This window comes from Cupriavidus sp. 01T418 (assembly GCF_056398885.1).
This window is the reverse complement of sequence record NZ_JBFTQG010000001.1, coordinates 388,123-409,451: the sequence shown is the minus strand read 5'-3', so window position 1 is coordinate 409,451 and position 21,329 is coordinate 388,123. Positions and strand designations below refer to the sequence as shown.

At 65.1% G+C, this 21,329-nt stretch carries 17 protein-coding genes; 5 read left to right on the top strand and 12 right to left on the bottom strand.

Annotation, left to right across the window (positions count from 1 at the left end; genetic code table 11):
• Window positions 1-2: 2 nt before the first annotated feature.
• The gene (locus tag AC1DQ3_RS01850) at window positions 3-1,238 is read left to right on the top strand and encodes an acyl-CoA dehydrogenase family protein (protein WP_477118457.1); all 1,236 of its coding nucleotides are present in this window, start codon (window positions 3-5) and stop codon (window positions 1,236-1,238) included.
• A 55-nt stretch (window positions 1,239-1,293) separates the two neighbouring features.
• Here AC1DQ3_RS01850 and AC1DQ3_RS01845 read toward each other — a convergent pair whose 3' ends face one another.
• From AC1DQ3_RS01845 to AC1DQ3_RS01830, 4 genes are all read right to left on the bottom strand, one after another.
• Complete coding sequence (locus AC1DQ3_RS01845; protein WP_477118504.1) at window positions 1,294-2,871, bottom strand: fatty acid--CoA ligase; 1,578 nt, start codon at window positions 2,869-2,871, stop codon at window positions 1,294-1,296.
• A gap of 58 nt (window positions 2,872-2,929) precedes the next feature.
• Window positions 2,930-3,712 carry an SDR family NAD(P)-dependent oxidoreductase gene (locus AC1DQ3_RS01840; RefSeq protein WP_477118456.1) on the bottom strand — a complete coding sequence of 261 codons (783 nt, stop codon included), beginning with the start codon at window positions 3,710-3,712 and terminating at the stop codon, window positions 2,930-2,932.
• A 319-nt stretch (window positions 3,713-4,031) separates the two neighbouring features.
• Entirely contained in the window at window positions 4,032-4,277 is a 246-nt protein-coding gene (locus AC1DQ3_RS01835; protein WP_477118455.1) for a GlsB/YeaQ/YmgE family stress response membrane protein, read from the bottom strand.
• A gap of 31 nt (window positions 4,278-4,308) precedes the next feature.
• Complete coding sequence (locus AC1DQ3_RS01830) at window positions 4,309-4,719, bottom strand: sunset domain-containing protein (protein ID WP_477118454.1); 411 nt, start codon at window positions 4,717-4,719, stop codon at window positions 4,309-4,311.
• A 399-nt stretch (window positions 4,720-5,118) separates the two neighbouring features.
• On the opposite strand from AC1DQ3_RS01830, the gene AC1DQ3_RS01825 reads away from it, so the two are divergent.
• The 3 genes from AC1DQ3_RS01825 (at window position 5,119) to AC1DQ3_RS01815 (ending at window position 9,514) form a co-directional block, all read left to right on the top strand.
• Entirely contained in the window at window positions 5,119-7,389 is a 2,271-nt protein-coding gene (locus tag AC1DQ3_RS01825) for a mechanosensitive ion channel family protein (protein WP_477118453.1), read from the top strand.
• Window positions 7,390-7,716: 327 nt separating this feature from the next.
• The gene (locus AC1DQ3_RS01820) at window positions 7,717-8,877 is read left to right on the top strand and encodes a helix-turn-helix transcriptional regulator (RefSeq protein ID WP_477118452.1); all 1,161 of its coding nucleotides are present in this window, start codon (window positions 7,717-7,719) and stop codon (window positions 8,875-8,877) included.
• Window positions 8,878-9,052: 175 nt separating this feature from the next.
• On the top strand, window positions 9,053-9,514 hold the full coding sequence (locus AC1DQ3_RS01815) for a MaoC family dehydratase (protein WP_477118451.1): 462 nt from the start codon (window positions 9,053-9,055) through the stop codon (window positions 9,512-9,514).
• A gap of 90 nt (window positions 9,515-9,604) precedes the next feature.
• Here AC1DQ3_RS01815 and AC1DQ3_RS01810 read toward each other — a convergent pair whose 3' ends face one another.
• From AC1DQ3_RS01810 to AC1DQ3_RS01785, 6 genes are all read right to left on the bottom strand, one after another.
• Window positions 9,605-11,131 carry a SpoVR family protein gene (locus AC1DQ3_RS01810; protein ID WP_477118450.1) on the bottom strand — a complete coding sequence of 509 codons (1,527 nt, stop codon included), beginning with the start codon at window positions 11,129-11,131 and terminating at the stop codon, window positions 9,605-9,607.
• An 80-nt stretch (window positions 11,132-11,211) separates the two neighbouring features.
• Complete coding sequence (locus AC1DQ3_RS01805; protein ID WP_477118449.1) at window positions 11,212-12,489, bottom strand: YeaH/YhbH family protein; 1,278 nt, start codon at window positions 12,487-12,489, stop codon at window positions 11,212-11,214.
• A gap of 37 nt (window positions 12,490-12,526) precedes the next feature.
• Complete coding sequence (locus AC1DQ3_RS01800) at window positions 12,527-14,449, bottom strand: PrkA family serine protein kinase (protein WP_477118448.1); 1,923 nt, start codon at window positions 14,447-14,449, stop codon at window positions 12,527-12,529.
• A 431-nt stretch (window positions 14,450-14,880) separates the two neighbouring features.
• The gene (locus tag AC1DQ3_RS01795; protein ID WP_477118447.1) at window positions 14,881-16,068 is read right to left on the bottom strand and encodes an acyl-CoA dehydrogenase family protein; all 1,188 of its coding nucleotides are present in this window, start codon (window positions 16,066-16,068) and stop codon (window positions 14,881-14,883) included.
• Window positions 16,069-16,210: 142 nt separating this feature from the next.
• Window positions 16,211-17,197, bottom strand: coding sequence for a Bug family tripartite tricarboxylate transporter substrate binding protein (locus tag AC1DQ3_RS01790; protein WP_477118446.1), 987 nt, complete (start codon window positions 17,195-17,197; stop codon window positions 16,211-16,213).
• 27 nt (window positions 17,198-17,224) lie between these two features.
• A complete protein-coding gene (locus AC1DQ3_RS01785; protein WP_477118445.1) occupies window positions 17,225-18,964 on the bottom strand; it encodes a long-chain fatty acid--CoA ligase in 1,740 nt (579 codons plus the stop codon).
• Between the two features lie 365 nt (window positions 18,965-19,329).
• Between AC1DQ3_RS01785 and AC1DQ3_RS01780 the strand changes: the two genes are divergently transcribed.
• On the top strand, window positions 19,330-20,499 hold the full coding sequence (locus AC1DQ3_RS01780; RefSeq protein ID WP_477118444.1) for an AraC family transcriptional regulator: 1,170 nt from the start codon (window positions 19,330-19,332) through the stop codon (window positions 20,497-20,499).
• Window positions 20,500-20,551: 52 nt separating this feature from the next.
• On the opposite strand, the gene AC1DQ3_RS01775 is transcribed toward AC1DQ3_RS01780, so the two are convergent.
• Together AC1DQ3_RS01775 and AC1DQ3_RS01770 are read right to left on the bottom strand one after the other, a co-directional pair.
• Window positions 20,552-20,986: a universal stress protein gene (locus AC1DQ3_RS01775; protein WP_477118443.1), complete on the bottom strand. Its 435-nt coding sequence runs from the start codon at window positions 20,984-20,986 to the stop codon at window positions 20,552-20,554.
• Between the two features lie 108 nt (window positions 20,987-21,094).
• A complete protein-coding gene (locus AC1DQ3_RS01770; RefSeq protein ID WP_477118442.1) occupies window positions 21,095-21,313 on the bottom strand; it encodes an HP1242/YdcH family protein in 219 nt (72 codons plus the stop codon).
• Window positions 21,314-21,329: the final 16 nt, after the last annotated feature.

The following is a 21,329-nucleotide window of genomic DNA, read 5'->3' as shown; positions in this document are numbered from 1 at the left end:
CGATGCATCTCGATTTCTCCCCGCAAGAACTGCAGTTCCGCGACGAGGTCCGCGCCTGGATCACCGAAGCCTTCGACCCCGGGCTCAAGGCCATGATGGCGCGCACCAAGAATGGCTACCTCGACAAGGAAGGCCAGGTGCGCTGGCAGAAGAAGCTGTTTGAACGCGGCTGGGCCGCGCCCAACTGGCCCGAGGAGTATGGCGGCCCGGGCTGGACGCCGGCCCAGCGCTACCTGTTCCAGGCCGAGACTGCCGCCGCCGGCTGCCCGACCGTATCGCCGATGGGCCTGAAGATGGTGGCACCGGTGATCATGAAATACGGCACCCCGGAGCAAAAGGCGCGTTTCCTGCCGCCCATCCTGCGCTCCGACATCTGGTGGTGCCAGGGCTACTCCGAACCCAACTCCGGCTCCGACCTGGCCTCCCTGCAGATGCGCGCCGAGCGTGGTCGCGACCAGGACGGCGAGCACTACCTGCTCAACGGTTCCAAGATCTGGACCACGCATGCGCAATGGGCCGACTGGATGTTCTGCCTGGTACGCACCAGCCGCGACGCACGCCGCCAGGACGGCATCTCCTTCGTGCTGGTGGATATGCGCACCCCCGGCATCACGATCGCCCCGCTGCCCACGCTGGACGGGCCGGTCGCCGGCCAGCAGGAAGTCAACCAGGTGTTTTTTGAAGACGTGCGCGTGCCGCTCGGGAACCGCATCGGCGAGGAAGGCCTGGGCTGGACCTACGCCAAGTATCTGCTCGAATTCGAACGCGGCGGCAGCTACGGTCCGATGCTGCGCCAGCAACTGGGCAAGGTAGCGCGCATTGCGGCAAACGAACCCGGCGAAAATGGCGGCCGCCTGCTCGACGACCCCGGCTTGCGCCGCAAACTGGCCGAACTGCATGTCCGCGCCGCCGCGCTGGAAGCGAGCGAGTTGCGGCTGTTCTCCAGCGTGGCGTCCGGCACCTCGATCGGCGCGGCCTCCAGCATGCTCAAGCTGGTAGGCACGGAAACCATCCAGGCCATCAGCGAACTGGCGGTGGAAGCCGCCGGCCCTTACGCACTGCCCTTCGTGCAGGATGGCTGGGCTGAGCAGCAGGGACGCACCGCGGGCCCGCAGGTGGGCCCCGACTACGCTGCGCCGCTGGCACCGCGCTACTTCAACTATCGCAAGGCATCGATCTACGCCGGGTCAAACGAGATCCAGCGGAACATTATCGCGAAGCTGGTGCTGGGGCTCTGAGAGAGTGGGAGCGGGCCCGCAGTGAGCGTCTTCGCTCCCGCGAGCGCCCGCCCCCTCAATTCACCCTCCGACTGAACCCGTCCCAATACGGCTCCCGCAATTTCCGCCGCAACAGCTTCCCCGAAGGATTCCGCGGCAACGCATCCACAAATTCAATACTCTTCGGGATCTTGTAGCCAGCCAGCCGCTCGCGCGCCCACGCCAGGATGCCCTGGCGGTCAGCAACCTGTCCGGCTTTCAACACGACAATCGCCTTGACCGCCTCGCCCCACTTTTCGTCGGGCACGCCGATCACTGCGACGTCCGCCACTTGCGGATGCCCATAGATAGCGCTCTCCACTTCGGCGGGATACACGTTCTCCCCCCCGCTGATGATCATGTCCTTGACCCGGTCGTGGATATAGACATAACCCTCGGCATCGAGATAACCCGCATCGCCGGTCCGCAGCCAGCCTTCGGCGTCGATCGTGCGCGCGGTCTCGTCGGGCTGCTTCCAGTAGCCGGCCATATTCTGCGGCGACCGGATCATCAGCTCGCCGACTTCCCCAGGCGGCAGGCGTCGGCCTTCCCAGTCCACCACCACCACTTCCACGCCGGGCAAGGGCTTGCCGGCGGCCCGCATGCGCGGCACGTCCTCGGTGGTGTGGTCCTCCGGCGGCAAGGCCACCACCGTACCGGTGGTTTCAGTCATGCCGTACTGTTGCGCGAACCCACAGCCGAATACCTCGATGCCTTCGCGCAGCAAAGCCGCGGGAATCGGGGCGGCACCGTAGAGCAGCGTCTTCAACCGCGAATAGTCGATGCTGCGCGCACGCGGATCGCGCAAGACGAACTGCATCGCGGCAGGCACCAGGAACAGCTTGCTCACGCGCTCGCGCTCAAAGAAATCCAGCACCGCGGCCGGATCGAAATCGCGCGCGACCACGCCTTTGGCGCCAGCCAGCAAACTGCGCAAACCCCACCCCGAGCCACCGATATGCGCCACCGGCATCGCCACCAGCGAGACATCGTCATCCGTCCAGCGCGACCACGGAATATCCTCCCGCTCGCTCGCCTGCGTGCCGGCGGTGAGATTGCGATGGGTCAGCATGGCGCCCTTGGGACGGCCCGTGGTGCCGGATGTGTAAAGCTGCAACACGACATCGTGCGCGCTGGGCTGGTGCGCCGGCGGCACGGGCGCGTGCGCGTCGCGCCACGCGGTGTAGGCTGGCCAGTCCGCCTCGCCGACTTCCATGGCAATCACGCCGCGCACCAGCGGCAGCGTCGGCAGCAGCCCGCGCACCAGTTCCACCGATTCCGGCCCGACGAACAGCAGCACGGCATCGGAGTGGCCGACGATATAGCCAACCTCCGGGGGCGCCAGGCGCCAGCTTGCCGGCGCCATCACGGCGCCGGCCTTGGCAGCGCCCAGCAGCAACTCGAAATAGTGATCGCAGTTCTTGCCGATATAGCCAATGCGGTCCCCCGGCCCGATGCCCGCGGCCGCCAGCGCCTGGGCGACGCTGTCGGTTTGGCGGTCGAACTCGCGGTACGTCGTGAGCCTGCCCTCGAAGGCATAGGCCACGGCATCGGGCCGCCGCTGCGCGAAATGACGCAGCGCGTGCGGCAGTGTCGTCAGGTAACTGAAATCCATCAGCGCCTCCTTCTCTCGGTCCTGCTGCATGCGCGCGTCCTTTTTTCTGGGTGAGGAATCAGCGCGGGGCCATGCGGATGGCGCCGTCGAGCCGTACCGACTCGCCGTTGAAATAGCCGTTCCGGCACATCTCCAGCACGAGCGAGGCAAACTCCTCCGGCGCGCCGAGCCGCTTGGGGAACGGCACCGAGGCGGCCAGCGCTGCCTTGACGTGTTCCTGCGCACCTTGCAGCAGCGGCGTGTTGAAGATGCCGGGCATGATGGTGTTGACGCGAATGCCCTCGCCGGACAAGTCGCGCGCGATCGGCAGGGTCATGCCAACCACGCCGGCCTTGGAGGCCGAGTACGCGGCCTGGCCCATCTGCCCGTCCTGCGCCGCCACCGAAGCGGTGTTGATGATGACGCCGCGATCGCCTTCGCGCGCCTCCAGCGTCAGCATGCCGGCGGCCGAGCGCGCCAGGCAGCGGAAGGAGCCGATCAGGTTGATCTGGATGATGCGTTCGAACGCATCCGAGGCAAAAAAGCGGATCTGGTCCGGCGCTTCCTTGGCGCGCGATGCGGTCTTGATGGCGTTGCCGGTACCGGCGCAGTTGACCAGGATGCGTTCCTGGCCGAGCGCCGCGCGTGCCTTGGCGAAACCGGCTTCAACCTCGGCCTCCGAGGTCACGTTGACCTGGCAGAACACGCCGCCCAGTTCGCGTGCCACGGCTTCGCCTTTTTCCGCGTTCATGTCGAACAGCGCGACGCGCACGCCATGCGCCGCCAGCGCGCGCGCGGTGGCTTCGCCCAGGCCCGAGGCCCCACCCGTGATGACTGCCGTAACCGATGCATCGAGTTCCATCGCTTCTCCACGTATTTCCACGTTTTTCCGTATCTGCTGAATCATTCCCTCCGGCGCGCGGCGATGCGCGGGCGGCGGAATGCCTGCGTCCGGCAGGCCGCGAAGCGGACCGGCCAGCGTGGTATGAAGATTCGGGGATGGCGGCGCGGCACGCATCGTCGGAAGCGACGAATGCACGAAAGCACACGGGATGCGCTGCGTGGCATGGCCAACGCCGTTGCGCACGGGTCACGCCCGCGCACAACGGCTGACTGCAGACTAGCGAACCTGCGAACTTACGAACCCACGGACGATGCGGACGATGCGGACGATGCGGGCACTAGCGCCTGGTCGCCAGGTGATACAGCAGCAGCAGGATCACCGCGCCCACCACGGCACCGATAAAGCCGGCGGACTGTCCAGCCCGGTACCAGCCCAGCGCTTGCCCGAGGAAGGTCGCGGCCAGCGAGCCGACGATGCCCAGCCCGGCGGTAAGGAAGAAGCCGCTCGGTCCGCGGCCGGGTGTCAGCATGCGCGCGACCAGTCCGGCGAGGAAGCCGATAAGAACGACCCAGATCAAGTGCATGTCATAGCCTCCTGCCAGCGATTTGCGCGGCTTACTTGCATGCCTTCCCGTGGTCCGGATGGAAGCCTTGCGCGGTGGCATCGGCTTCACTCATGTAGGCGCCGTTCTTGGTCTTGCCATAGTACTTGGTGCCGGGGCAATGATAGACCTTGGAGTTCTTGTTGGCCCATACCTGCCCTGCCCCGCCACCCGGAGCGGCGGCGGCAGCGGGCGCAGCCGGCTTGGCCATCGGCATGGAGGCAGAGGGAGTGGGAGCGGCCGGCCTGGCCATCGGCGCGGCGGGAGCGGCAGGAGCCGTCTGGGCGCGGGCCAGCTGCGGGATCGAGATGACGAGCGCGGCGGCCAGCAGCATCGGCATGCCGATGCGCCGGCCAAGCGAGCCGGACAGGGCCAACGAGTGGGTGACGGAGGACAAGGTGTTCACGGCTTTCATAGCATTCATGACAGGCTCCTGCGGTAACAATGCCAAGGGGACAAGGAAACGACAGGGCTGCATACAGCCGCAACCCGACCGACACGCAATACCTCCCTCAACGGCTGGCACCGGCACTGCGTTGACCGCGAGCCGGGTGCCGCAGCGTTCGGATGGACAAACATGCCGGAGATGTGCTTCAAAATACCCAAACCGGCAAGCGTAGATCGGACGGGTGCGCGGTATCCGCGATGCGCTACAGTGTCAGGCATTCCCCGGTAACGGCCGGAAGCTCCAGACCCATATGCGATGACGCCCCTGAACAGGTCCCCAAGGACGACAACCGCCGCGCCAACCGCCGCGTGCCGGCCCGGGGCTTCCCAGCCACGCCCCGATGCAGTCCATTCGGCACGGCGGGCCGCGTGGCGGATGCGCCTGCTGCTGGTGCTATGGCTCGCGCTGGCCAGCACCCTGCTGGCGCGCCCGGCAACCGCCGCGCCGCCCAGGCTGGCCTCGCTGACGGCGGTCGTCAAGGCCGAAGCCGCGCCGGCCTCGCAACCGGCGGCCAGCGAGCCGCTCGCCCAGTCGCTCGACCAGGTGATCACGACGCTACAGAACGACAAGGAGCGCAAGGCCCTGGTCGAGCAGTTGCAGACGCTGCGCAGGGGCGTCGGCGCGGCCAGCGCTGCGTCGGCGGCGCAGCCGGGCCTGCTCGGCGCGCTTGCGGAGGCGGTCGACCATCTCGACACGACACTGGGCAAGGACAAGGGGCCATGGCATTACTGGCGCTGGCGGACCGAATTCGCCGGCGCGGAGTGGCTGGCCGCGCTGACCATCAACGGGACCCGCTCGCCGTGGCAATCGGCGCGGGAGTTCGGCACCGTGCTCGTGGTCTGGTTCCTGGCAGGATGGCTGCTGAGGGAAACCGTCAGGCGCGTGCGCAACCGGCGCCTGCCGCCATCGGCGCACCGTGAGCTGCCGGCGGTACCGTCCTGGATGGACGTCGGGTTTTACATGTTGCGCAGGGTGGCGCCGTGGGTAGCCGCCTTCGCCCTGGCGATGCAGTTCTCCAGCACCGTGTTCGAACGCTCGCCCGCCAGCATGGCCGGCATGGTGATCGCCTATTCGGTGGTGGCCGGGGGCGTTGTGGGCGCCGTGTGCCAGGTCATCTTCGCGCTGTTCGTCTCGGCCCATCGTGCCCATGCGGTGCGCGACCTGCTGCTGCACTCGCGCGGGCTGCTGTTCACCACCGGCGCACTGGCGGCGCTGGGCGACGTCACTACCGACCCCAGGGTGATCGCTCCGCTCGGCGCCAACTTTTCCGCTCTGATCTCCACCTTGGCCAATATTGCCGCGGCGCTGCTGATCGGCGCGTTCACTGTGCGCTTTCGCCGGCAGATCGGCCAGATCATCAGCAACCGGCCGCTGGCCTTCCGCCAGGGACATCCCGCCATCATGGACCTGCTGCGCCTGGCGGGCTCGACCTGGCACCTGCCGGTGCTGGCGGTGGTGGTGGCCTCGGTGGCGGGCACGGTGCTGGCGACCGGCTACGCGGACATCTTCCTGCGGCGCACGGTGGGCTCGGTGGCGCTGTTCGTCGCCGCGCTGTTGCTGACGCTCATCACCGGCCGCTCGCCCAAGGCCTCGCGTCGCCCGCCGCGGTTTCGCGACCGCCAGCGCTCCGCCTACCTGGCGCGCTTCGGGCGCTTTGCGGTGGCACTGATGCGGGTGGCGATCTGGTTCGCCTACTTCGAACTGGCCAGCCGCATCTGGGGCGAATCCCTGCTCTCATTGATTGAATCGACGGCGGTCGGCAGGCGCATCGGCGAGGCCGTGTTCAGCGTGACCAGCACGGTGCTGTTGTCGTGGCTGCTGTGGCTGCTGATCGATACGGCCATCACCCAGACTTTGGCGCCCGCGTACGGCCGCGGGCAGCAGCCCAGCCTGCGCGCCAAGACCATCCTGCCGCTGGTGCGCAATGCCTTGTTCGTGGCGCTGCTGGTCATCACGCTGATCGTGGTGCTGGCCAACCTCGGCGTCAACGTCACGCCGCTGCTGGCCGGCGCCGGCGTGGTCGGCCTGGCGATCGGCTTCGGCGCGCAAAGCCTGGTGCAGGACCTGATCACCGGCCTGTTTATCGTGGTGGAAGACTCCATCGCCATCGGCGATTCGGTGGAACTGCCCGACCATGCCGGCGTCGTGGAGGCCATGACCATCCGCACCGTGAAACTGCGCGACGGCAAGGGCGCGCTCCACGTCCTGCCCTACAGCCAGATCAAGGCCGTCAAGAATCTGTCGCGCGGCCATGCATTTGCCGTGTTCAACATCGGCGTGGCCTATGGCAGCGATCTCGATCGCGCCATCGAACTGATCCGCGAGACCGGCAACGAGGTGGCACGCGATTTCCGCTATGCCCGGAACCTGCTGTCCGGCCTCGATATCCTTGGACTCGACCGCTTCGACCCCAACGGGTCGGTGGTGCTGGCCCAGTTCAAGACCCGTCCCCTGACCCAGGCGGAGATCACGCGCGCCTTCAATGTCCGGCTCAAACGCAAGTTTGACCAGCACGGTATCAGCATGGCCACCCAGCGGGTGACGGTGCAGGTCGAAGGCGGAACAGCCGCGGCCGTGCAGGCTGACGAGGCGGCGGCGGGTGCCGGCGCTGCCGCCCGCGCGCCAGGCGCGCCCGCGGCTGGCTAAGCCCGCGGCGGGAGGCACCCGGTGTACGCAGAAACGGGTACGCCCTTTGGTTGCACGTGCCGCCGAAGTGACATTCGGCGCCGAAAACTTTTGAATATTTTCGGCAAAACAACAGGTTAAACAACACTCCCGTTTGCGAAGTTTTGCAGTGATCCGCATAATGCCGCCAGGCGATATGCGAAGAGCCGTCGACCCGCATTGCGGGCATGACGGCTCCACCCGATGGCGCGTGCCACATCGGAGCGGCTACAAAGAGCCCGCCGCGGCAGCGGACCAAGAAAATAAGAGCAGAGCGGGATAGGGCGAAAGCCACCGGGGAGAAACACTATGGGCGAGCATCCGTCGGCGGATGAAGACTTCCATCGTCTGATCGATTCGATCTACGAATCCGCGCTTGACGTTACCGCCATGCCGGCCGCGCTTGGCCTGTTCTCCAGCTATACCGACATCGACAGCCCGCATTACCTGGTATGGGACAAGTTGTCCGGGCAGGCGCGCCTCGGCGTCACCCCGCACGGCTGCTTCTCGGCGCAAGGCAGCCACGTGCCGGAGGGCCTGCACGCGCTGGCGAACCTGCCGGCGCGCACGCTCGCCGCCGCCCATGCGGGCGAAGGGCACGATGACGCAGCCTGGCGCGCGCCGCTGCATGGCGCCGACCTGGAACAAGGCATCCGCCTGCTCGACACCGCCGAGGTCTGCGTGCTGATGGGCGGCACAGGCCGCGACGGCCGCCAGGCTACCGGTTTCGATAGCGCGGACGCGTCGGCCCGCCGCAGCGGGCGTCTCGCGCGCGTGCTGCCGCACTGGGCGCGCGCCGCGCGCATGCAACAGCGCAATTTCGAATTGAGCGGACTGGCCGCCCTCGGCCAGGCCGGCCTGGACACGCTCGACTTCGGCGTGATGGTGCTGCAGGCCGATATGCGCGTGCGCTACGCCAATATCTGGGCCGAGGCGCTGGTGCAGGCCGACAGCCAGCTCGCGCTGGAGAACGGTGTGCTCACGGCCAACGATCCCGACCTGCACCTCACCCTGCACAAGCTGCTCGAGGGCGCCATGCAGCCGCGCGGCGGCGAGTCGGCGGCCGGCTCGTGGATGCACATTACCTCGGGCGGCCAGGCGGTACCCATCATCGTGCTGCCGCTGGCGGCGCGCCAGCCGGCGGAAGGTCCGTGGCAACTGCCGTTCGCGATGGTGCTGTTGGGCAATTCCGAATCGCGCTCCGTGCTCGACACTTCGGTGCTGACCTCGCTGTTCGGCCTGTCGCGCAAAGAGAGCATCGTTGCCATCCGCCTTGCGGCCGGCGAAACCCTCAATGAGATCGCCGAACACGAGTTCGTCTCCCCACACACGGTACGCGTGCATATCCGCGACATCCTGCGCAAGACCGGCACCCACCGCCAGAGCGAACTGGTGCGGCTGCTCCACTTGCTGCCGGGCGTGGCACTGGAACGGGCCAGCAAGCCGCAAGTCGGCCGCGTGCCCACCTGAGGCAGGGCACGCGCGGACTGCCGGGGAAGGCAGGTCTGACCGGCGAACGGATCGACGAACCGGGACGGCACGGCTTATTGCGCGCCACCGGCCGCCGACGCCTAAGCGCTGCCCCCTTCCCGCTCCTAACATAAAGGAAACCGGCCGCCGATGGCGGCCCTCACCAGGAGACGCCGTGCCCCATACCCAACTCCCCCGACTCGGCCAGGGCTTTTATTGGCAGGACATCAAGGAAGGCCAGGCCTTCCAGACCTTCCGCCGCACCGTGACCGAGACCGACCTGGTCAACTTCATCTCGGTCACTGGCATGCTGGAGGCCATCTTTATCGAGTCTGGCTTTGAAGGCGACGCCATCCACGGCCGGCCCGTGCCCGCGGCGCTGACCTACTCGATGATCGAGGGCTTCATCCTGCAGACCATGATCCAGGGCACCGGACTGGCCATGCTGGAGCTGACCCAGAAGATCCTGGCCCCGGTGCTGGTGGGCGACACCATCTGGGCCACCGTGACCGTCACCGGCATCCGCCCGACTTCGCGCAACGGCCGCGCGGTGGTGGATTCGGATATCGAGGTCTTCAACCAGCGCCATGAGCGCGTCATGACTTATTCCGCCCGGCGCCTGCTGGCCGGCCGTTGAGAATACCCGCACGGCCGGCCATCACGGAGCTCCGATCCGACTTCCCTGCTGAGTCCCTTCCAGCGCCTGGAGAGCCGCCCTGCCCGGCGGTCAAGCCGCCTTGCGATGCCGGCGCTCCGGCTTGCACTCGTACTTGGATTCGCGCCGGCCATCCTCGTACGCCACCTCCAGCCGCACCGTGAAGCCCCACAGCCGCGTGACGTGGCGGATCACCTCGTCAAAGTTCTGCGCCAGCGGGCGGCGGTCGTTCTGCAGATGCCGCAGCGTCAGCGAGCGGTCGCCGCCCACGTCGACATTGGTGATCTGGATATTGGGTTCCATATTCGACAGGTCATACTGGTTGGCCAGCAACTGCCGGATATTGCGATAGCCCTCGTCGTCGTGGATAGCGGTCACCCGCAGCTTGCCTTCGCGGTCGTCGTCCAGCACGGAGAACAGCTTGAGTTCGCGAATCACACGTGGCGACAGGAACTGCAGCAGGAAGCTCTCGTCCTTGAAGTTGCGCATGGCAAAGTCGAGCGTCTTGTGCCAGTCGCTGCCGGCGAATTCCGGCGCCCAGCGGTAGTCTTCCTCGGTGGGGTTCTCGCACATGCGGCGCAGGTCCTGGAACATCAGGAAGCCCACGGTGTAGGGGTTGAGGCCGCTGTAATACGGGCTGTTGTACGGCGGCTGGTAAATCACGTTGGTGTGCGCCTGCAGCAATTCCAACATGAAGGCGTCGTTGACCAGGCCTTCCTCATACAACTGGTGCAGGATGGTGTAGTGCCAGAACGTGGCCCAGCCTTCGTTCATGACCTTGGTCTGGCGCTGCGGATAGAAGTACTGGGCGACCTTGCGCACGATGCGCACGATCTCGCGCTGCCACGGCGCCAGCTTGGGCGCGTTCTTCTCGATGAAGTAGAGCAGGTTTTCCTGCGGCTCCGGCGGGAAGAGCGATTCGCGCTCGAGTCCTTCATCGTCGTTCAGCGCGTGCGCGCGATGCTTTGGCAGGGTCCGCCACAGGTCGTTGACCTGCGTCTGCAGATAGTTTTCCCGCTCGGTCTGGCGGGCTTGCTCCTCGGCGATGGAAAGCTTCTTGGGCCGCTTGTAGCGGTCCACGCCGTAGTTCTGCAGCGCGTGGCAGGAATCCAGCAGCAGCTCCACTTCCTGCTCGCCGTAACGCTGCTCGCATTCGGCCACGTAGTTCTTGGCGAACAGCAGGTAGTCGATGATGGCGTCGGCGTTGGTCCAGGTGCGGAACAGGTAGTTGCCCTTGAAGAAGGAGTTGTGGCCGTAGCAGGCGTGCGCGATGGTCAGCGCCTGCATCGGCATGGTGTTCTCCTCCATCAGGTAGGCGATGCAGGGGTTGGAGTTGATCACGATCTCGTAGGCCAGGCCCATGTGCCCGCGCTGGTAGCTGCGCTCCGACGCCAGGAAGTGCTTGCCGTACGACCAGTGGTTGTAGCCAACGGGCAGCCCGGACGATGCGTAGGCATCGAGCATCTGCTCGGCGGTAATGATCTCGACCTGATTCGGATAGGTGTCCAGTCCGAAATCGCCGGCAATGCGGGCGATTTCGCGGTCATAGCGCTGGATCAGCTCGAAGGTCCACTCCGAGCCGGTGGAGAGATATGCCATTTACGACCCCCGTGGCGGGTGAAGCTAGGGTTGCTACCCTCTACCCCGGAGAGAGAGGGGAAAAAGATCAATGCACTTGCTCAGCGGCTCGCCGGCCAGGCCGCCTTCTTCTGGAAAAGGTCATGCAGCACGGGATAGATCTCGTCCGGCCCGATGATGCGCTGCATGGCGAAGTTCTCGTGGCGGTCCTTCACCGCCAGATACTCTTCCCAGAGATTCTGCGGCTCCTCCGAAGCCACCTCCACATAGGCGTAATACTGCACCAGCGGCAGGATGGACTCGCGCAGCAAGCGCCCGCACAACTCCGAATCGCCCGCCCAGTTGTCGCCGTCCGACGCCTGTGCGCAGTAGATATTCCACTGGCTGGCGGGATAGCGGTCGTGGATCACCTCGACCATCAGCTTGAGCGCGCTCGATACCACCGTACCACCGGATTCGCGCGAATGGAAGAAATCCTCCTCGTTGACTTCCTTGGCTACCGTGTGATGGCGAATGAACACCACATCGATGCGGTCGTAGTTCCGCTTGAGGAAGAGATACAGGAGCATGAAGAAGCGCTTGGCGAGATCCTTGCGGCTCTCGTCCATGGAGCCGGAGACGTCCATCAGGCAGAACATCACCGCCTGCGCCTGCGGCCGCTTCTTCAGCACGCGGTTGTTGTAGCGCAAGTCGAGCTTTTCGATAAAGGGCACGCGTTCCACGCAGGAGCGCAGGTGACGCATTTCCTTCATCAGTTCGAGCGCGCGTGCCGAATATGGCCCTTGCTCCTCCAGCACTTCGCCGTACTCCTGCTCCAGCAGGGCGAGCTTTTTCTGGTACGGGCTCGACAAGGCGATGCGCCGCCCGAGCGAGCTTCGCATCGTGCGCAGGATGGAGAGATTGGACGGCGTGCCGTCGATGGAGAAGCCCGCCCTGACCTTGCGGACCTCGGCGATCTTGGCGAGGTGGCGCTTGGCCATGTCCGGCAGCGCCATGTCCTCGAAAAAGAAATTGAGGAAATCCTCGCGCGACAGGGTGAAGACGAAATCATCCTCGCCTTCGCCCGAATCGCTCGCCTTGGAGCCGCCGCCACCGCCGCCTTGCTGCTGGCGGTCGAAGCTGTCCCCCCGGACGAATTTCTTGTTGCCCGGGTGGATCCATTCCCGCCGGCCGCCCTGGCCGTGGTGGAAGGCAGGTTCGGAGATGTCCTTGACCGGAATGGACACCTGCCCGCTCTGCTCGATGTCCATGATCTTCCGGCCGGACACCGCCTTCGCTACCGCCTGGCGTATCTGCTCGCGGTAGCGTTTGATGAAGCGTTGCTGGTTGACGGCACTCTTGTTGCCGCTGTTCTCGCGCCGATCGATGACCGTGGCCATATGCTTGCCCTTTTCGAGAGGCCTCGTCCAGGCGCCGTTACGATGATTTTCTTACGCGCAAATACCACTCCACAAGTAAGCGGACCTGCTTCGCCGTGTAGCCCTTCTCAACCATGCGGTTGACGAAGTTCGCGTGCTTGTCCTGGTCCTCGCGAGAGGACTTGGCGTTGAACGAGATCACGGGCAGCAGGTCTTCCGTGGTGGAGAACATGCGCTTCTCGATCACCATGCGCAACTTCTCGTAGCTGGTCCACGCGGGATTCTTGCCCGCGTTGTTGGCCCGCGCGCGCAGCACGAAGTTGACGATCTCGTTGCGGAAGTCCTTGGGGTTGGAGATCCCCGCGGGCTTTTCCACTTTCTCAAGCTCGTCGTTCAGCGCGTTGCGGTCGAGAATCTCGCCGGTATTCGGGTCGCGATACTCCTGGTCCTGGATCCAAAGGTCGGCAAACACCACATAGCGGTCGAAGATGTTCTGGCCGTATTCGGAGTACGACTCCAGGTAAGCGGTCTGGATCTCCTTGCCGATGAAATCCACGAACGGTGCGGTCAGGTACTCCTTGATGTACGAGCGCAGCTTGGCTTCCTGTTCCGGCGGGAACTGCTCGCGCTCGATCTGTTGCTCGAGCACATAGAGCAGGTGCACCGGATTGGCGGCCACCTCGGTGTTGTCGAAGTTGAAGACCTTGGACAGGACCTTGAAGGCAAAGCGCGTGGACAAGCCGTTCATGCCTTCGTCGATGCCGGCGTAGTCGCGGTACTCCTGGTACGACTTGGCCTTGGGGTCGACGTCCTTCAGGCTTTCGCCGTCATAGACGCGCATCTTGGAGAAGATGTTCGAATTCTCCGGCTCCTTGATGCGGGTGAGCACGGCGAACTGTCCCATCATCTTCAAGGTATTGGGCGCGCATGGCGCGGCCGACAGCGAACTGCTGCGCAGCAGCTTGTCGTAGATCTTCACCTCGTCCGACACGCGCAGGCAGTACGGCACCTTGACGATGTAGATCCGGTCGAGGAAAGCCTCGTTGTTCTTGTCGGCCTTGAAGGTTGTCCACTCGGCTTCGTTCGAGTGCGCCAGGATGATGCCGTCGAAGGGGATCGCGCCGAAGCCTTCGGTACCCTTGTAGTTGCCCTCCTGGGTGGCGGTCAGCAAGGGGTGCAGGACCTTGATCGGCGCCTTGAACATCTCGACGAACTCGAGCAGCCCGCGGTTGGCCAGGCACAGCCCGCCGGAATACGAGTAAGCGTCCGGGTCGTCCTGCGGGAAATCCTCCAGCTTGCGGATATCGACCTTGCCAACCAGCGAGGAAATATCCTGGTTATTCTCGTCGCCCGGCTCCGTCTTGGAGATCGCGATCTGCGACAGCACCGAGGGGCGCAGCTTGACCACGCGGAAGCGCGTGATGTCGCCGTTGAATTCGTGCAGGCGCTTGACCGCCCACGGCGAGGCGATGGTGTTGAGGTACCGCACCGGGATGCCGTAGTCCTCTTCCAGGATCTTGCCATCTTCCTCGGGCGAAAATAGCCCAAGGGGAGATTCATGGATTGGCGAGCCCTTCAACGCGTAGATGGGCACCTGCTCCATCAGGGCCTTGAGTTTTTCCGCCAGCGAGGACTTGCCGCCGCCCGGAGGCCCGAGCAGGTAGAGGATCTGCTTGCGTTCCTCGAGACCCTGCGCGGCATGCTTGAAGAAGGACACGATCTGTTCGATCGTGTCTTCCATGCCGTAGAACTCACGGAAGGCCGGATAGACCCTGATGACCTTGTTGAAAAACAGGCGGGACAGCCGGGGATCGTGGTGGGTGTCCACCAGTTCAGGCTGACCGATCGCGGCGAGCATGCGCTCGGACGCGGTCGCATAGGCGGAAGGATCCTTCTTGCAGATATCCAGGTACTCCTGGATGCTGTATTCCTCTTCCTTGCGACCTTCGAAGCGTGTGGCGTAGTGGCCGAAAATGTCCATACTTCACTCCCGTCAGAGTCCCGTCCGAGGCGAAGGTAGATCTACTACAACTCAAGATCCCGCGGCAGCTCTTGCGGCTCCGCCACCCCGGCCTGGCGGTGCTGCCATGTTGCGAAATCTTTACTTCATCATAGTCAAATAACGGCGAGAGCTGAGAGTCCGTTGACGACCTTTGCACCTGCACAACGCACTGCGCATAGGACAAATTCGACTCAAGGTACCATCACTCCAAGCCCCACTCGCGACGGGCATTTGAACCATGTCTTGTGACAAACATTACACCTTTCCGGTGCTCCCTGCACAGGTGGTTTGTAACGAGAAGCACGCTTCGCCGCTCGCACCCCGCGCTGTGCGGGGCTTTGCGGGCGGCCTGATTCCAACGCACTACGTCGTTGGCATGAGCGCCTTCCCACATGCCCCGCGCACCTGCATCAAAGCGTGCGCGCCACCAGCTCCTTCATGATCTCGTTGGAGCCGCCATAGATCTTGCTGACCCGTGCGTTCGCGTACATGCGGGCGATCGGGTATTCGAGCATATATCCATACCCGCCATGCAGCTGCAGGCATTCATCGATGATTTCGCAGTTTTTCTGCGAGCACCACCATTTGGCCATGGCCGCGGTGGGGGCATCGAGTTCGCCGGCGAGCAGGCGCACCATGCAGTCATCGACGAAGGTCGCGGCGATGGTTGCCTCGGTCTTGCACTCCGCGAGCTTGAAGCGCGTGTTCTGCATATCGATCAGCGGTTTTCCGAACACCTGCCGCTCGCGTACGTAGTCGGTCGTGAGTTCGATGGCGCGCTGCATGCTCGCCACCGCCCCGAGCGCGATGATCATGCGCTCCTGCGGCAGTTGCTGCATCAGTTGATAGAAGCCCTTGCCCTCCTCCGTGCCAAGCAGGTTATCCACCGGCACGCAGACATCGTCGAAGAACAGCTCGACGGTGTCCTGGCCCTTCTGCCCGATTTTTTCCAGGATACGTCCACGCCTGAAGCCGGGCAGGTCCCGGGTCTCGACCATGATGAGCGAGACACCGCGCGCGCCGGCTTCTGGATCGGTCTTGGCCACCACGCAGACCAGGTCGGCGTGGTAGCCGTTGGTGATGAAGGTTTTTGCACCGTTGATGCGATAGATGTCTCCATTCTGGGTCTTCTCGCGCACCGCTCGGGTGCGTACCGACTTCAGATCGGAGCCCGCGCCGGGCTCCGACATGGCGATGGCGGCCACCATGGCGCCCGACGCCATCTGGGGCAGCCATTTGCGCCTTTGCGCCTCGGTACCGTAGTTGAGCAAGTAATGGGCCACGATGCCGCTGTGCACGCCAATTCCCAGGCTGGTGGCGATGGCGCGCGCCATCTCTGTACAGATCACGGCCTCGTGCGCAAAGTTCCCGCCGCCCCCGCCGTACGCTTGCGGAATGCTGGCGCACAGGAGGCCAACCTCGCCGGCGCGGTTCCAGACTTCGCGGTCGATGTAGCCGCGTTCGGCCCAGCGCGCTTCGTTCGGCACCAGTTCCCGCTCGACGAAGCGGCGTACTGTGTCCTGGAACATGCCCAGATCTTCATTCATCCAGGGCACCTTGCGGACTGCCATCGCCATGTTCTTGTCGGTATTTCCCATGATGTCTCCTTATTGGATATTGCGATCCGCACGGCTTTGTCCTCAATCGGGCCAGCGGTAGGCGTGGCGGCTACTTGTCCATGCGTGGATCGTGTGCAGCGAATCAGCGAATAAGTGCTGAAATCGGCATAAATAGGCCGTCCTAGTCGAGCTGGATGTGCGCGTCCCGGACGATGCGGGCCCACTTGGGTGTATCCGTCGCCACCAGCGCCGCCAGTTCTTCGATAGAGGACCCCACCGGCTGCAGCCCCATCGCCGACAGCTTCTGCGAGATCTCGGGCAGGCGCACAATGCGGCCGGTCTCGGTCGAGAGCCGACTGACCACGTCGCGCGGCGTATTGGCAGGCAGGAACATCGAGAACCAGCCGCTCGGCTCAAACCCGGAGAAACCCGCCTCCGCGAAGGTGGGCACGGACGGCATCGATGGGTAGCGCTGCGACCCGGTTATGGCGAGGGTCTTGAACTTGCCGCTGTTCAGGTAGCTGTTGGCGGAGGTCACGTCGACAAAAGCCGAATCCACCTGCCCGCCGAGCACGTCGCTCATCAGCGGCGCGGCGCCCTTGTAGGGGATGTGCGTCAGATCCACCTTCGCCTGCATCTTCAACAGTTCGCCGTGCAGGTGCGAGGAGGTGCCGTTGCCGTAGGAGCCGTAGCTGAGCTTGCCGGCCTTGGCCAGGGCGATGAACTCGGCCAGCGTGTTGGCGGGCACCCGGCTGGGCACCACGAACAGGTCGGAGGACCTGGCGATCAGCGAGACCGGCGCAAAGTCGCGCGTCACGTCATAGGGAATGCGCTTGTACAAACCAGGCGACTGGATCATCGCGGTAATGCCGAGCAGCACCGTGTAGCCGTCGGGCGGCGCCTTGGCCACGATATCGTTGCCGAGCATGCCGCTGGCGCCGGGCTTGTTGTCGACCAAGACCGGCTGGCCCCAGGCTTCGGTCAGGCGCTGGCCGATCATGCGCGCAATGGTGTCGGTGCCGCCGCCGGCGGGATAGGGCACTACCATGCGGATCGGCCTTGCCGGATAGTTGCCCTGCGCCAATGCCGGCCATTGCCATCCGGCCAGCAGCGCGCTGCCGCCCAGTGCCGCCGCCTGGCCCAGCCAGTTGCGTCTCGTCGTTTTCATGCTGTCTCCTTTTATGTCTTATGTTCTTCAGGCCGCGCGTCCGCCACCATCCGCTTGCGCCGACGGGCCCTGATCCAGCTCCTGCAGCGCCCGCCACTGGATCTTGCCGGTGGCGGATTTGGGCAGGGCATCGACGAAGGTGACGATGCGCGGCACCTTGTAGGCGGCCAGCCGCTCGCGGCACCACGCCATGATCTGCTCGGCGCTGGCCTCGGGCGTGCCGCGCGCGGCCGGCTTGAGGGCGACCACCGCCTTGACGGTCTCGCCGCGGCGCGCGTCGCGCGCGGCAATCACGCAGGCCTCGTGGATGGCCGGATGCCCGTAGAGCAAGTTCTCCACCTCGGCCGGCCAGACCTTGAAGCCGGACGCATTGATCATGCGTTTGAGCCGGTCGCGCATGAAGAAGTAGCCTTCGGCATCCATGAAGCCAAGATCCCCGGTGCGCAGGAAGCGCTTGCCGTCGATCTCGACAAACGATTCGGCATCGGCCTGCGGGTTGCGCCAGTAGCCGCGCATCACCTGCGCGCCGTGCGTCACGATCTCGCCCAGTTCGCCCTGCGGCAGTTCGGCCAGCGTGTGCGGATCGATCACGCGCGCGTCCACGCCGAAGGTGGCGATGCCCAGGCATTCGCGCTTGGGCCGGTGGCGCGGGTTGGACAGCAGGAAGGCGGCGGTTTCTGTCAGGCCGTAGGCTTCCACATAGGGCAGGCCGAAGCGCTCCTGCAGCATGGTGCTCACCGCGTCGGGCATGGCGGCACCGCCGCCACCCAGGTAAGCGAGGCTGGAAAGATCGCGCTCGGCGATGCCGGGTTGCGCGAAAAAATCGACCAGCATCGCCGGCGGCGCGCCCCAGGTGGAAACCTGGTAGCGCTCGATCAGGTCTGCTGCCAGCGCGCGATCCCAGCGCGGCAGCAGCACGATGGTGGCGCCAAGGTAGAGTGGCGCGTGGATGCCATTCTGCATGCCCAGCAGATGGAACATCGGCGCGACCGACAGCGACACGCCTTCCGGACTGGCGCCGCGCCACAACTGCGAGCCCACCGCGGCGCTCATCAGCGAGCCGTGCGTATGCATGCAGCCCTTCGGGTGGCCGGTGGTGCCTGAGGTGTAAGCCAGCATGCACAGCGTGTCGTAGCCCGCCTGGTGCACGCGCGGGACATGGCCCGCGGCGTCGGCCTGCTTCCACGGCGCCAGCGTGGCCCCTGCCGCAACGGATGCCGGCAACGGCGCGCGCTCCTGAAGCCAGGCGGGTATGCCGTCGCTGGCGTTGGCACAGTCGAGCATGTCGGCATAGTGGTGCACGATCATATGCGTCAGCTTGACGCCGTGCAGCGGCGCGATCTGCGGATAGAGTTCGGCCGCGACAAACGCCGCCACGGCGCCGCTGTCGGCCACCACATGCTCCAGCTCGCCGGTCAGCCACATCGGGTTGGCCGGCACCACCACCGCCTCGGCGCGCAGGATGGCGTAGTACGCCACGATGAACTGCGGGCAGTTCTGGCTGAACAGCATCACCCGATCGCCCGGCGCCACGCCGCAATCGTGCTGCAGGTAGCCGGCCATGCGCTCGATCTGGGCGTGCAGGCTGGCGTAGGTGATGGGGGTATGGAGGTACTGGATCGCGGTCTTGTCCGGATAACGCCGGGCGGCCACCTCGACGTTGTAGACCAGGCTGGAGCGCGGCACGTGCACCTCGGCCGGCATGCCCGGAGGCCAATGGGGGGAGCGGTAGGCTTGGCAGGGAGAAGCGGAAGCAGCTTGAGTCATGGCAAACACAGAGGAAGGTAATCGCCGGCCGCCGCCGGCCTGGCGTTAATCAGCATTGATCAAGGCGGAGCGCCCCGATGGCCCGAAGCCGGCAAGGGATGAGATTGCGCGATGCTGCACTGCGTGGACAATGACCATTCGGCCCAAAATGATTGGCCGAATCGCTCAAGGAAAAGCATGCCTTTGGTAAATCCGGATTGTGCGGGCGCGCCGCATCGGGCTAACTGGTGGCATGGCCGGCACAGAACCGGCCTGAATCCGGCAAGCGCAGCCGTCGTGCTGCAGTGCAGCGTGGCTACCGGCGCCGAAGACCGGACGCCGGATGCCGGTTCGTGACCGGGGTGTCCAAGGAGGACGAGGAGACTATGCAAATCGCCGTACTCAGGGCGCCCGCGCCGTCGTCAATGCCGGTGCCGCTCGGATCCCGCCGGGCCGGCGCGATCGACGCGACGCTGTCGCGTGTGCACGAGACGCCGCGTGCCGACACTGCTCAGCCGCCCACGGGCCATACCATTTCCGTCATGCAGCTGCACCAGATCGTGCTGGGCGCGCAGCGCCTTGGCTGCGACATCGACGCCTTGCTGCGCCGCGCCGCGATCTCCCCGGCCCTGGTGCAATCGCCCAGCGCCCGCGTCAGCGAGGGCCAGTTTGCCGCCTTGATGCGGTCCATGCGCCGCGTCACGCGCGATGAGTTCTGGGGCTTGCTGAGCCGCCCGGTACGACCGGGCGTGTTCGCGCAGGCCTGCAGGGCGCTGATCCATTGCGCCACGCTGGAGGACGCGCTGCGCGCCGGGCTGCACCAGTACCGCATGCATCTGGACGACTTCGTCCCACGCCTGCAGCAGCGCGACGGCGTTGCCACCCTGCTGCTGCTGCCGCGCGCGCCCGCCACGCCCTGCAGGCTCTATGCCGAATCCACCTTCGCCTTCCAGGCCTATGGCGTGGCCAACTGGCTGGTCGCGCAGCGCATCCCCCTGGTCCGCGTGGACATGGCCGCGTCCGCTCCGGGCCGGACCGGCACGCCGCACCGGTTGACCGACACCGAACGGGTTTTCAATACGCCGATCCGCTACGGCCAGCCACACACGGCGCTGCATTTCGACGCCAGCTGGCTGCGCCTGCCGGTGGTGCAGGACGCCGGCAGCCTGCAAGCCTTCCTCAATGACACCCCGCGCAACCTGCTGACCCGCTACCGCGACGACTCTTGCCTGGCCGAGCGCATCCGCCGCCACCTGCGCTGCCATCTAGACAGTGAACTGCCCTCGCTGGAGCAGATGGCCGAAACCCTGCGCCTGACGCCGCAAACCCTGCGCCGCCGCCTGCGCGACGAAGGCCGCGGCTACCAGAGCATCAAGGACAGCCTGCGCCGCGACGCGGCCATCGCCTTGCTCGAACACACGGCGCTGCCGCTGCAGCAGGTTGCACTGCGCGTGGGATTTTCCGAACCCAGCACCTTCCACCGGGCGTTCAAGAAATGGACCGGCGTGGCGCCGGGGGAATACCGGCAGCGGCAGATGATGGAATGCGCGGCCTGAACGGCCGGGGCAGGATGCGCCGGCGTAATTTCCCAATCGAAACGCAAGCGGTTCAGCGGAACACCAGCACAGGAATGTCGCTATGCGTCAATACCTTCTGGGTCTCGCTGCCGAGCAGCAGGCCGCTGATGCCGCGCCGTCCATGCGAGGCCATGAAGATAACGTCGCAACCGAGCTCCTTCGCCGTGTTGATGATGCCGTGATAAGGCGCGGCCGCAATGGACGTAGCACCCGAGCAGGACACGCCGGCCTGCGCCGCGGCTGCTTCCACCTTCGCCAGTTCCTCGCGCGCCGCGGCTTCGACGCGATGTTCGAAGACCGACCTCTTCTCATGGCCGGCGTCGTTGGACATCAGGTATGGATACTCCTCCAGACACATATAGGGTGTCAGCTTGGCGCCGTGCGTCTGCGCGAATTCGATGGCCGCCGTGAACGCCTTGCGCGAGAGTTCCGATCCGTCGATGGGGAGCAGGATATGTTTGAACATGGAAATGGCCCTTTTGATTGGCGGAGCTGAAGTGGTGGCGCGGCAGTTCGCCGTTGTTCGCGGTTGTTGCGCTGCGCAGTGGGGTCCCATGCGCTCTTGCCTGTCATGTCAGGAAGCCGACGCCTTGCACAAGATGACGTAGACCTGATCCTTCAACTGGAGCTTTTGCTTCTTGAGATTCTCGATCATGGTGCCATCGGCGGGAATGACGCCCGCCTCCATGTCTTTGATTTCCTGATCAAGCTCGTCGTGGCGGGAAAACAGGCTCGCAAAATGTGCGTCCTGCGACCTGAGGGTGGCTATCTGTTCGCTAAACTCGGGAAACATGTGCCTCTCCTTTGGC

Coding starts and splice junctions, on each gene's coding strand:
- AC1DQ3_RS01850 (WP_477118457.1), top strand. CDS start 3: ATGCATCTCGATTTCTCCCCGCAAGAACTGCAGTTCCGCGACGAGGTC.
- AC1DQ3_RS01845 (WP_477118504.1), bottom strand. CDS start 2,871: ATGGATTTCAGTTACCTGACGACACTGCCGCACGCGCTGCGTCATTTC.
- AC1DQ3_RS01840 (WP_477118456.1), bottom strand. CDS start 3,712: ATGGAACTCGATGCATCGGTTACGGCAGTCATCACGGGTGGGGCCTCG.
- AC1DQ3_RS01835 (WP_477118455.1), bottom strand. CDS start 4,277: ATGCACTTGATCTGGGTCGTTCTTATCGGCTTCCTCGCCGGACTGGTC.
- AC1DQ3_RS01830 (WP_477118454.1), bottom strand. CDS start 4,719: ATGAATGCTATGAAAGCCGTGAACACCTTGTCCTCCGTCACCCACTCG.
- AC1DQ3_RS01825 (WP_477118453.1), top strand. CDS start 5,119: ATGCGCCTGCTGCTGGTGCTATGGCTCGCGCTGGCCAGCACCCTGCTG.
- AC1DQ3_RS01820 (WP_477118452.1), top strand. CDS start 7,717: ATGGGCGAGCATCCGTCGGCGGATGAAGACTTCCATCGTCTGATCGAT.
- AC1DQ3_RS01810 (WP_477118450.1), bottom strand. CDS start 11,131: ATGGCATATCTCTCCACCGGCTCGGAGTGGACCTTCGAGCTGATCCAG.
- AC1DQ3_RS01805 (WP_477118449.1), bottom strand. CDS start 12,489: ATGGCCACGGTCATCGATCGGCGCGAGAACAGCGGCAACAAGAGTGCC.
- AC1DQ3_RS01800 (WP_477118448.1), bottom strand. CDS start 14,449: ATGGACATTTTCGGCCACTACGCCACACGCTTCGAAGGTCGCAAGGAA.
- AC1DQ3_RS01795 (WP_477118447.1), bottom strand. CDS start 16,068: ATGGGAAATACCGACAAGAACATGGCGATGGCAGTCCGCAAGGTGCCC.
- AC1DQ3_RS01790 (WP_477118446.1), bottom strand. CDS start 17,197: ATGAAAACGACGAGACGCAACTGGCTGGGCCAGGCGGCGGCACTGGGC.
- AC1DQ3_RS01785 (WP_477118445.1), bottom strand. CDS start 18,964: ATGACTCAAGCTGCTTCCGCTTCTCCCTGCCAAGCCTACCGCTCCCCC.
- AC1DQ3_RS01780 (WP_477118444.1), top strand. CDS start 19,330: ATGCAAATCGCCGTACTCAGGGCGCCCGCGCCGTCGTCAATGCCGGTG.
- AC1DQ3_RS01775 (WP_477118443.1), bottom strand. CDS start 20,986: ATGTTCAAACATATCCTGCTCCCCATCGACGGATCGGAACTCTCGCGC.
- AC1DQ3_RS01770 (WP_477118442.1), bottom strand. CDS start 21,313: ATGTTTCCCGAGTTTAGCGAACAGATAGCCACCCTCAGGTCGCAGGAC.